Genomic DNA, 17,546 nt, shown 5'->3' on the forward strand with positions numbered 1-17,546 from the left:
CGGATTACAGATAACGGGAAGTGAGGCGACATGAAAAGCTGGTTTTGGCCGGGTGTAACGTGGACTGCAACACTGACTGCGCTGGCGCTGTGGTTCGGTGTGGATCGGATTCAGACCGATATTTCCACCCGTACGTCTGAAGCGCTTGCACCGTTTGTCTGGACTGGCTTCGATATTGAAGGTCGCGATGTAACGGTAAAAGGTATTGCGCCCGATCCGGCAGCACAAGAGGCGGCGCGCGCTGCTTTGCAGGCCGTATGGGGAATCAATGACATTACGGATCTGACATCGGTTCTTCCGGCCACATCGCCTTATATTTTCAATATCGAGAAGAACAGCGACGGCCTGGTTTTCTCAGGCTCCATTCCCGAAAACGCGTTGCGCGACCGGATCATGGAAGCTGCCGAAGACATAGCGCCGGGCTCGTCGCTTGACGACGAAATGGCACTGGCACGTGGAAGCTGGCCGGATTTTTCGGATGGTGTTCTGTTCGCGCTGACCTTGACCAAAGGTCTTGCCGATGGTGCGATCACGCTTACCGACAGATCGCTTTCGATCAAGGGGAAGGCAGCAAGTGCCGAGGAGTATCAGGCGATGGTGGATATGTTGGCCAAGCCGTTACCATTCGGTCTGAAACTGGCGGCATCCGATGTCGCCCAGCCGTGATTCTATGGAATAGAGCTTACTTTAGGGCAGGCGGGCAGATGACTTTCCTGTTCGAAGTTGACAGTTTCGCTGTTTCAAATTTTGCTTTCTTATTATGACTGATGAATGGGAGCTGACCCATGAAACCCAGTGCAGGTTTTGATGCTGTATCTTGCTGAAACATTCTGGCCCGTTGTTCTCGCGGCGGTATTGATCGGGATCGTAGTCGGATGGCTGAGCGGTCGTAAATAAAGCAGTTGCCGGATTGGCTCGGCCTGCAAGAAATAAAATGCGCTCAATCAACAGGTTAGGGCGTAATGTATAGAGTACGAGGGAAACCGACATGCCGTTGCTGATTATTCAACTGGCGATCCTTGTTGCAGTGGCGTTTATCGTCGGATGTGTTCTGGGCAAATTGTTCCGGGGCAAAAGCAAGGCCATGACCGACGAGGAACGCACCATCGTTGCGGCTGCGCTTTCGACGCCTGCTGCGGATGAGAAGCCCGAACCCGTTCAGCCTGTCGCTGCTCCGGTGGAAGTAGTGGCGCCCCTGAAAGACAAGAAGCCGGAAAAAGTCAGTGTGCCGAAGAAAGCGCCTGTGCCGGATGCGGAAGTCGTTGGCGGACCACTGCCGGTTCCCGCTACCCAACGGGCAGAACCGAGCGAGCCGGAAGATTCGGGCCGCCCAGAGCTTCTGGATGCGCCCCGGGAGGGCCGGGCCGATAAGCTGACCGCGATCAACGGTATCGGCAATGCTATCCAGACTATGCTTAATGCGCTTGGCGTTTATCATTACGACCAGATCGCAAGCTGGTCGGATGAAGAAACTGTGTGGATCGAACGTTACATAGGCTTCCCGCGCCGAATCGCACGCGAAAACTGGATCGCTCAGGCGGCAAAGCTTGCTGAAGCGACGGGCAAGCCAGCGACCAAACGGCCAGCCAGAGCCAAGAAGGCACCCGCGAAGCCAAAAGCCAAGCCTGCGAAGAAAACTGAAGCTTGATAGAGTTGCGGGATGAGGTTAAATAGCTCATCCCGAAGAAGCTGAAGCTATTTAACGACGCCCGTATACCAGATCGGTCTCGATATCGGCAGAACCGGTCAGGCGTGCTTTATAGACTTCATAATTTTCCATCACGCGCTGCACATAATTGCGCGTTTCCGAATAGGGAATGCGCTCTATCCAGTCCACGATCTCGTCGATCGACTGGCCCCGTGGGTCGCCATATTTCTCGACCCATTCAGAAGCACGGCGCGGCCCGGCATTGTATCCGGCAAAGGTCAGCACGTAAGAACCGTTGAAACGATCAAGCTGCTCGCCAAGAAAATGCGCACCGAGCGTGGCATTATAGCCTGCGTCGCTCGTTAGTCGTGGTGCAGAGAAAGCCATGCCGTTGCGTGTGGCGACGCTCTTTGCGGTCGCCGGCATCAGCTGCAGTAGTCCGCGCGCGCCGGCCTTGGAAACTGCGCCGACATTGAACTCGCTCTCTTGCCGTGCAATCGCATAGGCAAGCGCTTTGCCTGAACCGCTTATATTGGCGCTGGCCGGGATAGCTCCGAGCGGATGCGACAGTGCACCGACATCGAGCCCGCGCATCGCAGCGGTTTTGCCAACACGCAGAGCCAGATAGTGGTTCTCGTTGCGCTCGGCCATGACGGCCAGCAAGGCGAGTTCACCGACGCTGTCGAGTTCCTGCGAAAGCTGCGTATAGATGGATGTCGCCTTGGCGGCATAGCCGATCTGTTCCACACGCTTGATCGCCTGCACCGCGTGCCGGTTGGCAAAACGGGCGCGATCCGTATCACTTGGTCGCGGATAGATCAGTTCCGGGGCTTTCTCATCCAGCTTGGCGGCGGAGAGCTGGCCATAGAATGACGTACCGAAATGCGCTGAGCGGCGATAATAGTCGCGCGCATTGCCGCCGCTTCCCGCGTCCGCAGCGCGTCCAAGCCAGTAATAGGCGCGCGATGCGGAGATCGGACGGGCAGAGATTTCAGCAATTCTGGCGAAATGCGGTGCGGCTGTCTTGGGCTGCTTGAGTGCGCGCAAGGCATACCAACCGGCGTGGAATTCCGCTTCGGCTGCGACCATTGGCGATTCGGCGGCATGGGCCGCGACCACCTTATAGGCGAGCTGCGGCTTGCCGAGGTCGAGCAGTTCGCGCGACAGAATCCGCCGTTCGGTCCACCAGGCGTCCGGATCAACCAGCATAGCGGCCTGACGCGGCGCCTTCAGCATCAGATCGGTGGCGTCGTCATAGCGCTCAGCGCGACGCAGATAGCGGATCTTGAGAAACTGGTAGGCTGCATTTGCCTGCCAGGAACGATCAACGGCAGCGATCGTCGCTGCTGCATTGGGCGCTTTCTGGGCGACGGCTGCAAAGGCATTGTAAAGCGACTGCGCCTGTGCGGGACCGGCAAGCAGCTTGGCCGACTGGGTGCGGTCATTATAGATCGCGCGCAGAAAACGCTGCTGATGGTCTTCGCGTGTCAGAATACCGTTGAATTCCTTCAACACTTTCTGCTCGTCATCCGCCGAGAGGCGCTGTGTTGCCCACCATGGAGACAGGAGTGCACGCGCTTTTGCGGGATTGCCGATGCTGACATAGGCGCGGGCCAGCACGATCATGCCTTCGGTGGTCACCGGTCGACGGCTGCCAAAAGCGGCCATGACGGTTCCAGCAGGCGGGTTCTCTTTGAACAGAGCCCGTTCTGAATTGCGCTGAAGAGTGGAAATGCCGGGCCAGCCGGGCAGTTCAGCAGTCGCGGCGGCGATCTCGCCGCTTGAAACGCCATCGATACCGGAGGTCGCAATGGCCCAGGTCAGGATTTGTCGGTCGAGCGAACCGTGCGGCATACCGTTGCGAAACGCAACAGCACTCGTCACATCGTTCGAATAAAGTGCATCAAGCCCGCTCTTCAGCGTGCCGCCAATGGCGGCAGGGTTTTCAACGCGGCTGAAGGATGAGGTGATAACCGGATCCGGCGGTGTGGGGCGCGGCGTTGGCGTCACAAGATTCATGGGCGAGGCAGGAGACTGCGCTGCGGCAGGCGCAAAGGGGCGCGCTAGCGGCGTCGGCACTTCGGTCGGCAGTGACGATTGCGCAAATGAAATCGTCGGCTGCACGGCAACCGCAATAAGGCAACCTACAAGCAGGGCCTTTCGTCTGATACTGATCGCTACGACTTCTTTAGACATCCGCACTCTGAAACAAAAATCCGGCCAACCGGGACTGTGGTTGCTGTGAAATATGTTAGCAAAATTCGGCTTTTGTTAGCCTTCCATTTTGCCAGCACGTTTCGTCATCCATGATAAGCCTCAGGAATGAAACTATGATTAATGGAAGCTTTATAAGATAGTCTCGCAGGTGGTGAAATGGCGGTGCGAAATACCCCTCACTGACGACAGTCGAAATCTTCGGGGGAGGGGCTTGAATAAAGCCGGGATTTTCGTCGCAAATCCGCCGTATTACCCCTGTTTTCCGCTTGCAATGTGCTTGCTCCATTCTTTCTGCAAGACTATTGTTCAACGCCTCCGCAAACCGCAAAGCAGGTCGAGTGCCCCTTGAGGTTTGAGGTTCTGTCTATCTTTTTCAGGAGTTACTGATGCTGAAGGGCTCAATTACCGCGCTTGTCACGCCATTCGATCGTGAGGGAGCGTTCGATGAGAAAGCTTTTCGTGCATTTGTTGACTGGCAGATAAAAGAAGGCACCAAAGGTCTCGTTCCCGTCGGCACCACCGGCGAAACGCCGACGCTTTCCCATGATGAGCACAAGCGTGTCATCGAGGTTTGCATCGAAGTCGCCGCCGGTCGCGTGCCGGTCATCGCCGGTGCAGGTTCGAACAACACGGTCGAGGCGATTGAACTCGCCCAGCACGCTGAAAAGGCCGGTGCGGATGCCGTGCTCGTGGTGACGCCTTATTATAATAAGCCGAACCAGCGTGGCCTCTACGAGCATTTCTCGCGGGTTGCGCGTTCGATTTCCATCCCGCTCATCATCTACAACATCCCGGGTCGCTCGGTTATCGACATGACGCCGGAGACAATGGGTGCTCTGGTGCGCGATCACAAGAACATCATCGGTGTGAAAGATGCGACCGGCAAGATCGAGCGCGTTTCCGAACAGCGTGGAACCTGTGGCAAGGATTTCATCCAGCTTTCGGGCGAAGATGCAACGGCGCTCGGCTTCAACGCCCATGGTGGGGTAGGGTGCATTTCGGTTACGTCGAACATCGCGCCGCGCCTGTGCGCCGAGTTTCAGGATGCCTGCCAGGCTGGCGATTATGCCAAGGCTCTGGAACTGCAGGATCGCCTGATGCCGCTGCACAAGGCGCTGTTTATCGAGCCGAATCCGTCTGGTCCGAAATATGCCCTGTCGCGCCTTGGACGCGTCGAGAACAGCCTGCGCTCGCCAATGGTGCAGGTCGAAGCTTCTACCGCCGAGAAGATCGATCAGGCCATGAAGCATGCAGGCCTCATCAACTGATCCGGCAACGGCCGTGATGTCAGTTGAAGACATGGCAAGCTGGTGATTTTTACGCTCCCGTCGTCGCGGGAGCGTTTTCATTTTAAATGCAACGCATTATATAGTGCAGTTATGAACAAGCCGAAGAATTCCCCTGCGCGCAAGATTATCGCGGAAAACCGCAAGGCGCGCTTCAATTTCGAGATTTTGGACACGCTTGAGGCCGGTCTGGTTTTGACTGGCACCGAGGTGAAGTCTCTGCGCGCAAATCAGTCCAACATCGCCGAAAGCTATGCCAGCTTCGAGAACGGTGAGTTCTGGCTGATCAATTCCTATATTCCGGAATATACGCAGGGCAATCGCTTCAACCACGAGCCTCGCCGTCTGCGCAAGCTTCTAGTCAACCGCCGCGAGGCGTCGCGTCTGTTCAACTCGGTTTCGCGCGATGGCATGACTGTCGTTCCGCTGAAACTATACTTTAATGATCGCGGACGCGCGAAGCTGGAACTGGCTGTCGCACGCGGCAAGAAGAACCATGACAAGCGCGAGACGGAAAAGAAGCGCGACTGGGGTCGTGAAAAGGCCCGCTTGCTCCGTGACCGGGGTTGACCTTAGAGCCTGTTCCAAAAGTCGTTCTGTGTGGCTGCAAATGGCAATTTTCTACATTCCGGTGCTCTCGTACCAATAGTACGCTCCGCTCCGGTACTCGAAAATCACCATTTTCGCACACACATACCGTTTTTTGATTCAGACTCTTATTCCAACGAAAAAGAGCGCCGTGAGGCGCTCTTTTGATTCATGCTGAAGAGTGGATATTCTTAATAACCGAACCGCAAAATTGTAGCGGTTCGAAGAGGGCCCGTTTCCGAGCCCTTGTCGATATCAATAGCCTTCGTCGAGATCGTCGTCCTGGCGGCGCGGTGCGCGCTCTGACGGGTCGCGACCGATTTCAGCCTTCAGCGAAACGAGATCGATGAAATGATCGGCCTGACGGCGCAGTTCATCCGAAATCATCGCGGGCTGCGTGGTCAGCGTCGAAACGACGGAAACCTTGCGCCCCTTGCGCTGCAGGGCTTCTGCGAGCGAACGGAAATCGCCGTCGCCGGAGAAGATGACGAAATGGTCGACGGTGTCGGTCAGCTGCATGGCATCGACGGTCAGTTCGATATCCATATTGCCCTTCACCTTGCGGCGACCGGTCGAATCGGTGAATTCCTTGGCGGCCTTGGTGACCACCTTGTAGCCATTGTAATCCAGCCAGTCGATCAGTGGGCGGATCGACGAGTATTCCTGATCTTCAACAAGCGCAGTATAGTAATAAGCGCGCAGCAAATAACCGCGCTTCTGAAATGCCTTCAAAAGCTTGCGGTAATCGATGTCAAAGCCCAGGGTCTTGGATGCTGCGTATAAATTGGCGCCATCAATAAAAAGCGCAATTTTTTCACGAGAATCGAACATCGTGCAATATATCCACTCTACAGCCTAACGGGAGTGGACCGTCGACCGCGTATTCAGATTTGTTTCACAAACGTCGGCTGGCGAAATATTTCTACCAATAGCGTTTATAGCGTTTCTAAGGACAAATTATAGAAAAACAAGCAACCATAGGTTGTTATTTTAGTGAGCTAATTTACCTTTTGTAGCAATTCAGATATGTGAACGAATTTTGGTCTAGTTAATATTGTTCCATTATGAACCGCAATGAGATAATATCCGGTATATCGTTTAAAATCGAGGACATAAGAGCGGATAAGGGCTATTTGACGCCTATAATCCCGCTTTAGCTTGTAATTTCGCCCAACAGGCGTTATGTGCAGAAAAAAATCCGTTAAAGTTCGAAAATGAAAGGGACCGCGTATGGCCCGCGTCACCGTTGAGGACTGCGTAGACAAAGTCGAGAACCGATTCGAGCTGGTTCTGCTCGCCGGTCATCGCGCCCGCCAGATTTCCCAGGGCGCTTCGATCACTGTCGACCGCGACAATGATAAGAACCCGGTCGTTGCATTGCGCGAAATCGCCGATGAAACGCTTTCGCCGGACGATCTGAAGGAAGACCTGATCCACTCGCTGCAGAAGCATGTGGAAGTGGACGAACCTGAAGCTGCGGCTCCCGCACAGATCACGTCGTCGTCTGACGAGCTGGTTGAGGGCATCGCCGAAGCTGCCGAGGAAGATGTCGTGTCTTTCGACCGCATGTCGGAAGAAGAGCTTCTGGCCGGTATCGAAGGTCTGGTTGCCCCGGAAAAGAACGACGACTTCTAAGTTTCGTTCGGGCTGTCCAATTTATACACGCGCTGCGGCTCATCAAGCTGCGGCGCGTATTTTTACGCGCGTGAACATAAAATGATCGCCGCAGCGGCTTGCAGGAAGTGAATTTCTGTCTGAAATTAATCCTGTTGGCAGATAATCGGTGCTAAAGCTCGCAAAACACTCGATAATTTGCGAAGTTGTGCTCGATTGGGGTGTTTAGGTGTTGCTGTATGGCCGCCGCTCGCCCGGCATTGGTTTGAGGAGTTGTTGTAGATGATGCGCCAGTATGAGCTTGTGGAGCGTGTGCAGCGATACAAGCCGGATGTAAACGAGGCGCTTCTCAACAAGGCATATGTCTATGCCATGCAGAAACATGGCAGCCAGAAACGTGCTTCCGGCGACCCTTATTTCTCCCATCCTCTCGAAGTCGCGGCCATCCTCACCGACATGCATCTCGATGAGGCGACGATTGCCATCGCGCTATTGCACGACACCATTGAAGACACGACTGCGACCCGTCAGGAAATCGACCAGCTGTTCGGGCCGGAAATCGGCAAGCTCGTCGAAGGTCTGACCAAGCTCAAAAAGCTCGATCTGGTTTCCAAGAAAGCTGTGCAGGCTGAAAACCTGCGCAAGCTGCTTCTGGCCATTTCCGAAGATGTTCGCGTGCTTCTGGTGAAGCTTGCCGACCGTCTGCACAATATGCGCACGCTTGGCGTGATGCGTGAGGACAAGCGTCTGCGCATTGCCGAAGAGACCATGGATATCTATGCGCCGCTTGCTGGCCGCATGGGTATGCAGGACATGCGCGAAGAGCTTGAAGAGCTGGCCTTCCGCTACATCAATCCCGATGCATGGCGCGCGGTCACGGACCGTCTGGCCGAACTTCTGGAAAAGAACCGCGGTCTTCTGCAGAAGATCGAAAAGGATCTTTCCGAGATATTCGAGAAGAACGGCATCAAGGCCAGCGTCAAAAGCCGCCAGAAAAAGGCTTGGTCGGTGTTCCGCAAGATGGAAACCAAGGGCCTGTCCTTTGAGCAACTCTCCGACATTTTCGGCTTCCGCGTCATGGTCGATACGGTGCAGGACTGCTACCGGGCATTGGGGTTGATCCATACGACATGGTCGATGGTGCCGGGGCGTTTCAAAGATTACATCTCGACGCCCAAGCAGAACGATTATCGCTCGGTGCACACGACCATTATCGGTCCGTCGCGCCAGCGTATCGAACTGCAAATCCGTACCCGTGCGATGGACGAAATCGCCGAGTTCGGTGTGGCCGCGCATTCGATCTACAAGGATCGCGGCAGCGGCAACAATCCACACGCGATTTCGACCGAGACCAACGCTTATGCCTGGCTGCGCCAGACCATCGAACAGCTTTCCGAAGGCGACAATCCGGAAGAGTTTTTGGAACACACCAAGCTTGAGCTGTTTCAGGATCAGGTCTTCTGTTTCACGCCGAAAGGCCGCCTGATCGCACTGCCGCGCGGTGCGACGCCGATCGATTTCGCCTATGCGGTTCACACCGATATCGGCGACAGCTGCGTCGGCGCGAAAGTCAACGGGCGCATCATGCCGCTGATGACCGAGCTGAAAAACGGCGATGAAGTGGATATCATCCGCTCCAAGGCGCAGGTACCGCCCGCCGCCTGGGAATCTCTGGTCGCAACCGGCAAGGCGCGTGCTGCCATCCGTCGTGCAACGCGCTCCGCCGTGCGCAAACAATATTCCGGCCTCGGTATGCGCATTCTGGAACGCGCCTTCGAGCGCGCAGGAAAGCCGTTCAGCAAGGATATTCTTAAACCCGGCCTGCCACGTCTGGCGCGCAAGGATGTGGAAGACGTGCTGGCCGCCGTCGGACGCGGCGAACTGCCGTCCACCGATGTCGTGAAAGCCGTTTATCCAGATTATCAGGATACCCGTGTTACCTCGCAGAACAGCCCCGCCAAGACCGGCGAAAAGGGCTGGTTCAACATTCAGAACGCCGCTGGCATGATCTTTAAGGTGCCTGAAGGCAGTGAAGATCCGGAAGGCGGCAAGGGCAAGGATCAGGAATCCGCGCCGAAGCCAGGTAAGCGCGCTTTGCCGATCCGCGGTACCAATTCCGATCTGCCGGTGCGGTTTGCGCCGGAAGGTGCTGTTCCGGGCGACCGCATCGTGGGCATTCTTCAGCCGGGCGCCGGTATCACAATCTACCCGATCCAGTCGCCGGCACTGACCGCCTATGACGATCAGCCGGAACGCTGGATAGATGTGCGCTGGGATATCGATGAAACGATGCATGAGCGCTTTCCCGCTCGGGTCAGTGTTTCTGCGATCAATTCGCCTGGTTCACTGGCCGAGATTGCCCAGATTGTAGCGGCCAATGACGCCAATATTCACAATCTCTCCATGGTGCGCACAGCGCCGGACTTTACCGAAATGATCATCGACGTTGAAGTGTGGGATCTGAAGCACCTCAACCGCATCATTTCCCAACTGAAAGAAAGCGCGAGCGTCAGCGGCGCAAAGCGCGTGAACGGATAGGACCAAGATGAACACCGAAGGCGTGCTTGCCGTCTTCCGCGAAGCGGGAGCGATCCTCGAAGGCCATTTCATTCTCACTTCCGGCCTTCGCAGCCCTATTTTTCTGCAAAAGGCGCGCGTGTTCATGCATGCCGACAAGACGGAAAAGCTCTGCAAGGCGCTGGCTGAGGAGATCAAGGCGGCGAATCTCGGCCCCATCGACTATGTCGTTGGTCCCGCTATCGGTGGTCTGATCCCGTCTTACGAAACGTCGCGTCATCTGGGTGTGCCTTCGGTTTGGGTCGAGCGCGAAAACGGCATCTTCCGCCTGCGTCGCTTCGATGTCCCCAAGGGCTCGCGCGTCGTGATCGTGGAAGATATCGTGACGACGGGCCTGTCGATCCGCGAAACCATCGAATGCATGAAGGAACTCGGCATCGAAGTTGTGGCTGCGGCCTGCATCGTTGACCGGTCGGCTGGCAAGGCTGATATTGGCACCAAGCTGATCGCGCTTGCCGAATACGAAGTGCCTGCTTATCCGGCTGACAATCTGCCGCCGGAACTGGCCGCCATTCCGGCGATCAAGCCCGGCAGCCGCAATATTTGATTGCCTATTTTCGCCAGAATATACGTTAGCAACCGCGTATTTTAAAAGACTTTCTGGCGGGATATAATGTAAAAGTTGATCCCGCAGAGCTATTACAGCTCTGCGGCGAAATTTCACTTTACGAATGACCTTAGGTTTACGTACTCTCCGCCGTTAACGAGAGAATTCGTTCAGTTTCCGTCGACAGGAAAATCCATCGTGGCTGTAACGTCTGTAGTTTTCGATCCGAAATCACCATTTCGCGCGCCGTGCGGCATCTGTGTCGACTGCGATGTGCGTCGTATGGCGGTTTGTGCTGCGCTCGACGACGGTGATCTCGGCGCGCTGGAAGCGATCATGACGTCCAGAAAGCTGGATGCGAACGAGATGCTCGTGGAGGAGGGGGAGCCGAAGGCGCGGGTCTACAGCCTGACCTCCGGCATGTTGCGCATCTATACCTCACTGCCGGACGGACGCCGCCAGATTGCGGGATTCCTCTTTCCCGGAGATTATCTCGGCCTTGCCGATGACGACGTCTATTCGCAGTCGGCGGAAGCTGTCGTGCCTTCGGTGCTGTGCGCTTTTTCCACGAAAGAAATGGAAAATCTGATGGAGCGCTTTCCAAAGCTCAAGGAAAGACTGCACCAGATGACCCGCGCTGCGCTGCGCACGGCGCGTGACAACCAGCTCGTTCTTGGTCGTCTCGCGCCGGTGGAGAAGCTTGCGAGCTTCCTGCTGGTTCTCTCGGCGCGTGCTGAAAAGCGTGGAGAACGCGCAAACCCGGTGCATTTGTCGATGAACCGCACTGATATTGCGGATTATCTCGGTCTCACCATTGAAACGGTGAGCCGCAGCTTCACGAAGCTCAAGAGCCAGGGGCTGATCCAGCTCATTGATGCCAACACGGTCGAAATCATGTCGCGCCGTTCGCTCGCAGCCGTTGCGGGCATGGATCTGGACGCATTTTAAGCTCACTCCCAATCCTCTGCTCATTCATCGTCACCCGTTGATTCAAATCAATGCGGGGTGCCGCTTTGCCCTGTAATTTTTACCGTAAAGATTGATGCGGCTACAAAGGGACGGCCGCGCGGTGAATGGGGAGAAAGACGGGTGCTCTTGTGTCTGGTCACTGCAACATTGGCTGTCATTCATGCGGGGTGCCTTGCCGCCTCATGCCGTCCAGTGCCGCAGGCTGCAACTCGGGTTCCGGCATCAGCTTCTCCATTCGCTCTGGCAGAGCTTCGCCAGTCCGCGCGCCGCGCGAGGTGGATGCGCTATGCATGAAGAAACGATAAAGCGTTATGCAGCATTTGCCGTTCCGCGTTACACGTCTTTTCCGACGGCTGCCGATTTCGTTCCCTTTGAACCGGAGACCACGCATCGCTGGTTGCGCCAGATTGGCCCGGGTGAGGGCATCTCGGTCTATATCCACGTACCTTACTGCAAGCAGCTTTGCTATTATTGCGGCTGCCATGCCAAGGTGGCCATTCGCGACGATGTCGTCGAAAGTTTCTATCATTCGCTTTTGAACGAAATCGAGACGGTGGGTCATGTGTTGACTGGTCGTCCGCGCATCACCCATCTCCATTGGGGCGGCGGTACGCCATCCATCCTGAATTCCTCCCAGTTTATTGAAATTATCACGGCCCTGCGTTCGGTGTTCGAGTTTTCACCGACGATGGAGCATGCCATCGAGCTCGATCCGCGCACAGTCACGCCGGACCTCGTCAGGACGCTGGCTTTCATGGGCGTCAACCGCGCCAGCCTTGGCATTCAGGATGTGGATGTTCGCGTGCAGAAGGCCATTGGCCGTGTGCAGATGATGGAAACTGTGTCGGAAGCCACATGGCTTCTGCGTGGCGAAGGCATCGAAAAGATTAACTTCGACCTCATCTACGGACTGCCGATGCAGACGGTGGATAGCCTGCGCCGCACCTGCGAGACCGTTGCCTCGCTCCGTCCGGACCGTGTTGCCTGCTATGGTTATGCGCATCTGCCGCAGCGCCGCGCCAATCAGCGCCTGATCGATGCCAGCCTTCTGCCGGATGCGGAAGAGCGCTTTGCGCAGTCGCGGGTGGTTGCGGAGTGTTTTTCCGCTCTTGGCTACGAGCCGGTGGGTATAGATCACTATGCTTTGCCGGAAGATGCGCTGGCAATTGCTGCCCGTAAGGGCCTGCTGCACCGCAACTTCCAGGGCTACACCACGGATAGAAGCCAGACCCTGATTGGTCTGGGACCATCATCCATCTCGCAATTTCCGGGTGGTTACGCACAGAATATTCCGGATATCGGGCAATATCGCAAGAAGGTCGATGCGGGCGAACTTGCCACGATGCGCGGCTATACGATGCGCGAAAGCGACCGTCTGCGCTCGGCTATCATCACCGATCTGATGTGCAATTTTCAGGTTGATCTGGATGAAGTCGCGCCGGGTATGGAGTTTTCTGATGAACTCGCCCTGCTGCGCCCGCTGGTGGCTGATGGTCTGGTCGATGTGAAGGGCAGCGTCATCCGCGCTACCGAAGATGGCAAGCCGTTGATCCGCCTTGTGGCCGCGGCCTTTGATGAATTCCGCAGGGAAACGGTGCAGGGCTTTAGCTTCGCCGTGTGATCCTGCGCCTAGAGCATTTCCAGCAAAAGCGCGTAGCGGTTTTGCGTAGGATAATGCGCAAAAACAAATAGCCTGTTCGAGCGGTTCCATTAGAGCCGCTCTGAAGATGCCGCTGTACCGGGCCGTCAAGAAGGTCAGTGGCATGGGAGCGCCGCCGTTGGGGGACGTGCGGCGCTCCCCCTTTTCGGGGGAACCCTTTCAGATTCAGGCCTTTGCTTTGCGGTTCTTTTCCAGCTTTGGCAGGAAGACCGTCAAAAGACCGAGCAATGGCAGATACGAGCAGATCGTGTAGACGAACTCGATGCCCTTGCGGTCGGCGACGATGCCGAGAACTGCGGCTGCAATGCCAGCCATGCCGAAGGCGAAGCCGAAGAACAGGCCGGACACCATACCCACACGTCCCGGAAGCAATTCCTGCGCAAAGACCACGATGGCAGGGAAGGCCGAGGCCAGGATGAAGCCGATGATCACCGTCAGCACAGCCGTCATCTCAAGATTTGCATAAGGCAAAGCCAGCGTGAATGGCAGGACGCCGAGGATGGAAACCCAGATCACCTTGCGCGTTCCGATGCGATCACCGATCGGGCCCCCGAAGATCGTTCCCGCAGCGACAGCGCCGAGGAAGAGGAACAGCAGGATCTGCGAGGTCTGCACCGACACACCGAAATGGTGGATCGTGTAGAAGGTGTAGTAGCTCGTCAGGCTCGCCATATAGATGTACTTGGTGAAGATCAGCAGCGCGAGCACAGCCACGGTGGCGATCACCCGGTTGCGGGGCAGCGGCAGCGTCCTGTCAGGCTGCGCCCTGCGGGCATTGGCCAGCCGGTAGCGATTGTACCAGTTGCCGACATACCAGAGCAGCAACATGCCCGCCAAAGCGGCGACCGAGAACCATGAAACGCTGATCTGGCCGAAGGGCAGCACGACAAAAGCTGCAAGCAGCGGTCCGATGGACGAGCCGAAATTGCCGCCGACCTGAAACAGCGATTGTGCGAAGCCGTGCTTGCCGCCCGATGCCAGTCGCGCAACACGCGACGCTTCCGGGTGGAAGACGGACGAGCCGAAGCCGACGCAGGCAGCACCCATCAGCAGCACCGAATAGTGATGCGCCGTGGCCAGCAATATGAGGCCGACAAGGGTGCAGCCCATGCCGAAGGACAGCGAATAGGGCATCGGCTTGCGGTCGGTATAAATGCCGACAAGCGGCTGCAAGATGGATGCTGTCATCTGGAAGGTGAAGGTGAGAAGACCAATCTGCCAGAACGACAGGCTGTAATTCTCCTTCAGCATCGGATAGATGGCCGGAAGGAGCGACTGCATCATGTCGTTCAGGAAATGGCCCATGCTTGTGGCCAATATGATGGTGAGGACGGTATTGTCCGCACCGCTGTTGGACGGCTGCTGCGCAGCACTCATGCTCATAATGCTACTCCGAATAATGCCCGGTCTGCTGCTCCAATCTTCTCGGTTATCGGGAAGAAAAGATAGCGCGTGGATGTCTTGAAATGGAGATTTCGTCGAGCGTACTCTCCAGTTCTCCCCTCATAAGCGTATTGCGCGTCGCCCGCTTTCGTGATTTGGTCCATTACTTTCGAGAGTGGGCCAAGCTGAGCCGTTTGAGAATGAGTTTGAGATGAAACCGCGATCGCCATCACGTCTTTTCTTGCCCGAGAGCGAAGAACTGCAACGCTTTCACGAAGACCGCGTGGCGATGCTGGAGACCATGACCGGGCCGGTGGTGGCGCTTCCGACGAAATATCCGGATGGCTATTTCGTACCCCGCCATAGCCATTCGCGCGCGCAGCTTTTGTGCGCTTCTCAAGGCGTGGTTCTGGTCACAACAGATGCTGGGCGCTGGATGATCCCGGGCGATCACGCCATGTGGATACCTGCCGGTATCGAGCATTCGGTCGAGATCGTGGGCGATGTCTATATGCGCTCGATCTATATCAGCACCGATGCTGTGTCGGGCGTGCCCGACCATCTGCATGTGGTGGGGCTGACTGATCTGATGCGTTGCCTCATCATCGATGCGACGACAGTCGACAGTATACCGGAGGCGGGAAGCCGGGATGCGCTGGTTATCGAGCTGATCCTGCGGGATCTGCATACGCTTCCGCAAAGATCTCTGGGGTTGCCTATTCCGGACGATCCGCGTCTGCAGAAGCTCTGCCGCGACTTCGTGAAGAATCCGTCCTCGCGCGTCACCATCGATGATTGGGCGGACAAGCTCGCCATGAGCAGGCGCTCATTCACTCGGCATTTCCAGCGCGAGACGGGGGTGAGCCTTTCGGTATGGCGACAGCAGGCCTGTCTTTTCGCTGCCGTTCCCCGGCTTTCGGAAGGGGAAGCGGTGACCAGTGTGGCGCTCGATCTCGGTTATGACAGCGTTTCAGCCTTTACGACAATGTTTCGCCGCATGCTGGGCGTATCGCCTCGTCATTATCAGCCAAGACCAGACCTCGCGCCCACGGAATACCGCGACGCATGATCGGTAGGATGATCTAATAATAGCAATTGTTTCCGCTCAAGGAGAGCAGTATTAAGGGCCCATGTTATTCCAACGCCGACATCCACTGACCCGACGGGAGCGCCTGAGACTTATGGTCTGGCCGCGCCGTTCTTTTTCCCGTTCTTTCAAATACGGGGGTAAGAGGATTCTGCGTATTACCGCGTCGCCGCACGCGGTGGCTGCGGGTCTGGCGGTTGGTGTCTTCTCGGCATTCACGCCGTTCTTCGGCTTTCATCTGATCATCGCGATTGTGCTGGCCTATTTTCTGGCAGGCAATATTGCAGCGGCGGCAATCGGCACCACGTTGGCCAACCCGCTCACCTTGCCTTTCATCTGGGGAAGCACGTTCGAACTCGGCCGCTTCATCATGAATGGCAGCGTGGACTCGGCCCCTCCGGTGCATCTTGGCCGTGCTCTTGAAACGATGCATTTCGATGAGATCTGGACGCCGCTCCTCAAGCCGATGCTGTTCGGTTCGACCATTCTGGGTGCTGCCTGCGCGGTGCTGGTCTATTTCGTGACGCGCTATGCCGTGTCCGTGTTTCGCCGTCGCCGTCTGGAACGGCTGGCTGAAAAGCACAAACTGCATGGCGAACGGGGGCTTCAGCAAATATGATCGTCGGCATTGGCAGCGACCTCATCGATATCCGGCGTATCGAAAAAGCTTTGGAGCGGCATGGCGACCGTTTCCGCAATCGGGTCTTCACCGAGATTGAGCAGAAGAAATCGGACGGACGCCAGCAGCGTGCGGCGTCTTATGCCAAGCGCTTTGCCGCCAAGGAAGCCTGTGCCAAGGCGCTCGGCACCGGCATTGCGCGCGGTGTGTTCTGGCGCGACATGGGCGTGGTCAATGCGCCGTCGGGCAAGCCCACCATGCATCTGACGGACGGGGCAGCCAAACAGTTGCAGAGACTTCTGCCGCCGGGAACCCGCGCTGCCATACATCTGACAATTACCGATGATTTTCCTCTCGCGCAGGCTTTCGTGATCATCGAGGCGCTGTCAGATTCAAGTGGATCGATAGGTTCCTGAACTGGATCAGCTAAAATTGATTGGTCCTGACGGAAGTTGTTGGGGTTGTGACAGGTAAACTCCTGCTCATAATCGTGCGAGAAAGCAGTGCCCGGATTGCCTCACGCAATCTTAGCGGTTATTAGATCGCGTTATCGCAAGCGGAGAGACAATGAGCGTGTCCAGCAAGAGTGAAACCAAGAAGTCCGGCGGCCTAGGCGAAACCATCAGCGTTATCGTGCAGGCGCTGCTGCTGGCGCTGGTCATTCGCACCATTCTTTTCCAGCCATTCAGCATTCCTTCGGGTTCCATGCGCCCGACGCTTCTGGAAGGCGATTATCTGTTCGTGTCGAAATATGCCTATGGCTATTCGCGCTTTTCGTTGCCCTTCGGTCTCGACCTGTTTTCGGGCCGTATCTGGAGCGCGGAACCGAAGCGCGGCGACGTGGTGGTTTTCAAGCTGCCGAGTGACACATCGGTTGATTACATCAAGCGCGTGATCGGCCTGCCGGGTGACCGTGTGCAGATGCGCGGTGGCGTACTTTACATCAACGACCAGGTTGTGAAGCGCGACCGGGTCGGCACCATCGACAACCCCGATGTGACCGAAGTGAACCGTCCGGTCGAGGTTTATCGCGAAACGCTGCCGGAAGGTGTGACTTATGACACGCTCGACCTCGCACCGAACTCCATCGGTGACGATACCCGCGTCTTCGAGGTGCCAGCCGGTCATTACTTCATGATGGGCGACAATCGCGACAACTCGCTCGATAGCCGTTTCGGTGTTGGTTATGTGCCGTTCGAAAATCTTGTTGGTCGCGCCAATATCATCTTCTTCTCCATTGCGGACAAAGCCAGCCCGCTGGAAATCTGGAAATGGCCGACCGATGTGCGCTTCAGCCGCTTGTTCACTTCTGTGAATGCTGCGCCGCACACCGCCGTCACCGGAAACTGAG

16 protein-coding genes are annotated in these 17,546 nt (G+C 56.5%); 13 read left to right on the forward strand and 3 right to left on the reverse strand.

Annotation, left to right across the window (positions count from 1 at the left end):
* The first annotated feature begins 30 nt into the window (after positions 1-30).
* Both FHW03_RS07625 and FHW03_RS07630 read left to right on the forward strand, forming a co-directional pair.
* Positions 31-666 (forward strand): BON domain-containing protein, encoded by a 636-nt coding sequence (locus tag FHW03_RS07625; RefSeq protein ID WP_182520110.1) that lies wholly within the window; start codon positions 31-33, stop codon positions 664-666.
* A 322-nt stretch (positions 667-988) separates the two neighbouring features.
* Positions 989-1,648: a 50S ribosomal protein L21 gene (locus tag FHW03_RS07630; RefSeq protein WP_182520111.1), complete on the forward strand. Its 660-nt coding sequence runs from the start codon at positions 989-991 to the stop codon at positions 1,646-1,648.
* A gap of 51 nt (positions 1,649-1,699) precedes the next feature.
* On the opposite strand, the gene FHW03_RS07635 is transcribed toward FHW03_RS07630, so the two are convergent.
* Positions 1,700-3,844 carry a lytic transglycosylase domain-containing protein gene (locus tag FHW03_RS07635; RefSeq protein WP_182520112.1) on the reverse strand — a complete coding sequence of 715 codons (2,145 nt, stop codon included), beginning with the start codon at positions 3,842-3,844 and terminating at the stop codon, positions 1,700-1,702.
* A 407-nt stretch (positions 3,845-4,251) separates the two neighbouring features.
* Between FHW03_RS07635 and dapA the strand changes: the two genes are divergently transcribed.
* Both dapA and smpB read left to right on the forward strand, forming a co-directional pair.
* Positions 4,252-5,133 (forward strand): 4-hydroxy-tetrahydrodipicolinate synthase, encoded by an 882-nt coding sequence (dapA, locus tag FHW03_RS07640; RefSeq protein ID WP_182520113.1) that lies wholly within the window; start codon positions 4,252-4,254, stop codon positions 5,131-5,133.
* Positions 5,134-5,244: 111 nt separating this feature from the next.
* A complete protein-coding gene (gene smpB, locus FHW03_RS07645) occupies positions 5,245-5,721 on the forward strand; it encodes an SsrA-binding protein SmpB (RefSeq protein ID WP_113533993.1) in 477 nt (158 codons plus the stop codon).
* Between the two features lie 273 nt (positions 5,722-5,994).
* Here smpB and FHW03_RS07650 read toward each other — a convergent pair whose 3' ends face one another.
* The gene (locus FHW03_RS07650) at positions 5,995-6,570 is read right to left on the reverse strand and encodes an NYN domain-containing protein (protein ID WP_113533992.1); all 576 of its coding nucleotides are present in this window, start codon (positions 6,568-6,570) and stop codon (positions 5,995-5,997) included.
* A 399-nt stretch (positions 6,571-6,969) separates the two neighbouring features.
* Here FHW03_RS07650 and rpoZ point away from each other — a divergent pair, with 399 nt between their 5' ends.
* From rpoZ to hemN, 5 genes are all read left to right on the forward strand, one after another.
* On the forward strand, positions 6,970-7,374 hold the full coding sequence (gene rpoZ / locus FHW03_RS07655) for a DNA-directed RNA polymerase subunit omega (protein ID WP_078340702.1): 405 nt from the start codon (positions 6,970-6,972) through the stop codon (positions 7,372-7,374).
* A gap of 261 nt (positions 7,375-7,635) precedes the next feature.
* Complete coding sequence (locus FHW03_RS07660; protein ID WP_182520114.1) at positions 7,636-9,891, forward strand: bifunctional (p)ppGpp synthetase/guanosine-3',5'-bis(diphosphate) 3'-pyrophosphohydrolase; 2,256 nt, start codon at positions 7,636-7,638, stop codon at positions 9,889-9,891.
* Between the two features lie 7 nt (positions 9,892-9,898).
* Positions 9,899-10,477, forward strand: a complete 579-nt coding sequence (gene pyrE / locus FHW03_RS07665) for an orotate phosphoribosyltransferase (RefSeq protein ID WP_182520115.1) — start codon at positions 9,899-9,901, stop codon at positions 10,475-10,477.
* 282 nt (positions 10,478-10,759) lie between these two features.
* Positions 10,760-11,425, forward strand: coding sequence for a cyclic nucleotide-binding domain-containing protein (locus tag FHW03_RS07670; protein WP_210277218.1), 666 nt, complete (start codon positions 10,760-10,762; stop codon positions 11,423-11,425).
* A 307-nt stretch (positions 11,426-11,732) separates the two neighbouring features.
* Positions 11,733-13,067, forward strand: a complete 1,335-nt coding sequence (gene hemN / locus FHW03_RS07675; RefSeq protein WP_182520117.1) for an oxygen-independent coproporphyrinogen III oxidase — start codon at positions 11,733-11,735, stop codon at positions 13,065-13,067.
* 204 nt (positions 13,068-13,271) lie between these two features.
* Here the strand turns inward: hemN and FHW03_RS07680 are convergent, their stop codons facing one another.
* Complete coding sequence (locus tag FHW03_RS07680; protein ID WP_182520118.1) at positions 13,272-14,489, reverse strand: MFS transporter; 1,218 nt, start codon at positions 14,487-14,489, stop codon at positions 13,272-13,274.
* A 241-nt stretch (positions 14,490-14,730) separates the two neighbouring features.
* On the opposite strand from FHW03_RS07680, the gene FHW03_RS07685 reads away from it, so the two are divergent.
* The 4 genes from FHW03_RS07685 (at position 14,731) to lepB (ending at position 17,545) form a co-directional block, all read left to right on the forward strand.
* Positions 14,731-15,558: a helix-turn-helix domain-containing protein gene (locus tag FHW03_RS07685; RefSeq protein ID WP_182520463.1), complete on the forward strand. Its 828-nt coding sequence runs from the start codon at positions 14,731-14,733 to the stop codon at positions 15,556-15,558.
* Between the two features lie 61 nt (positions 15,559-15,619).
* A complete protein-coding gene (gene bspA / locus FHW03_RS07690) occupies positions 15,620-16,195 on the forward strand; it encodes a type IV secretion system effector BspA (protein ID WP_138785788.1) in 576 nt (191 codons plus the stop codon).
* Entirely contained in the window at positions 16,192-16,611 is a 420-nt protein-coding gene (gene acpS, locus FHW03_RS07695) for a holo-ACP synthase (RefSeq protein WP_182520119.1), read from the forward strand. The genes bspA and acpS overlap by 4 nt, the downstream gene beginning before the upstream one ends.
* Before the next feature lie 151 nt (positions 16,612-16,762).
* Positions 16,763-17,545: a signal peptidase I gene (lepB, locus tag FHW03_RS07700; protein WP_182520120.1), complete on the forward strand. Its 783-nt coding sequence runs from the start codon at positions 16,763-16,765 to the stop codon at positions 17,543-17,545.
* The last annotated feature ends 1 nt before the right edge of the window (position 17,546 follow it).

The sequence above is a fragment of the Ochrobactrum sp. RH2CCR150 genome (assembly GCA_014138095.1).
In the GTDB taxonomy this organism is placed as follows: Bacteria; Pseudomonadota; Alphaproteobacteria; order Rhizobiales; family Rhizobiaceae; genus Brucella; species Brucella gambitense.

Excerpts from the sequence above, each read along its gene's own strand:
- FHW03_RS07625 (WP_182520110.1), top strand. The coding sequence starts at position 31 with ATGAAAAGCTGGTTTTGGCCGGGTGTAACGTGGACTGCAACACTGACT.
- FHW03_RS07630 (WP_182520111.1), top strand. The coding sequence starts at position 989 with ATGCCGTTGCTGATTATTCAACTGGCGATCCTTGTTGCAGTGGCGTTT.
- FHW03_RS07635 (WP_182520112.1), bottom strand. The coding sequence starts at position 3,844 with ATGTCTAAAGAAGTCGTAGCGATCAGTATCAGACGAAAGGCCCTGCTT.
- dapA (WP_182520113.1), top strand. The coding sequence starts at position 4,252 with ATGCTGAAGGGCTCAATTACCGCGCTTGTCACGCCATTCGATCGTGAG.
- smpB (WP_113533993.1), top strand. The coding sequence starts at position 5,245 with ATGAACAAGCCGAAGAATTCCCCTGCGCGCAAGATTATCGCGGAAAAC.
- FHW03_RS07650 (WP_113533992.1), bottom strand. The coding sequence starts at position 6,570 with ATGTTCGATTCTCGTGAAAAAATTGCGCTTTTTATTGATGGCGCCAAT.
- rpoZ (WP_078340702.1), top strand. The coding sequence starts at position 6,970 with ATGGCCCGCGTCACCGTTGAGGACTGCGTAGACAAAGTCGAGAACCGA.
- FHW03_RS07660 (WP_182520114.1), top strand. The coding sequence starts at position 7,636 with ATGATGCGCCAGTATGAGCTTGTGGAGCGTGTGCAGCGATACAAGCCG.
- pyrE (WP_182520115.1), top strand. The coding sequence starts at position 9,899 with ATGAACACCGAAGGCGTGCTTGCCGTCTTCCGCGAAGCGGGAGCGATC.
- FHW03_RS07670 (WP_210277218.1), top strand. The coding sequence starts at position 10,760 with ATGGCGGTTTGTGCTGCGCTCGACGACGGTGATCTCGGCGCGCTGGAA.
- hemN (WP_182520117.1), top strand. The coding sequence starts at position 11,733 with ATGCATGAAGAAACGATAAAGCGTTATGCAGCATTTGCCGTTCCGCGT.
- FHW03_RS07680 (WP_182520118.1), bottom strand. The coding sequence starts at position 14,489 with ATGAGCATGAGTGCTGCGCAGCAGCCGTCCAACAGCGGTGCGGACAAT.
- bspA (WP_138785788.1), top strand. The coding sequence starts at position 15,620 with ATGTTATTCCAACGCCGACATCCACTGACCCGACGGGAGCGCCTGAGA.
- acpS (WP_182520119.1), top strand. The coding sequence starts at position 16,192 with ATGATCGTCGGCATTGGCAGCGACCTCATCGATATCCGGCGTATCGAA.
- lepB (WP_182520120.1), top strand. The coding sequence starts at position 16,763 with ATGAGCGTGTCCAGCAAGAGTGAAACCAAGAAGTCCGGCGGCCTAGGC.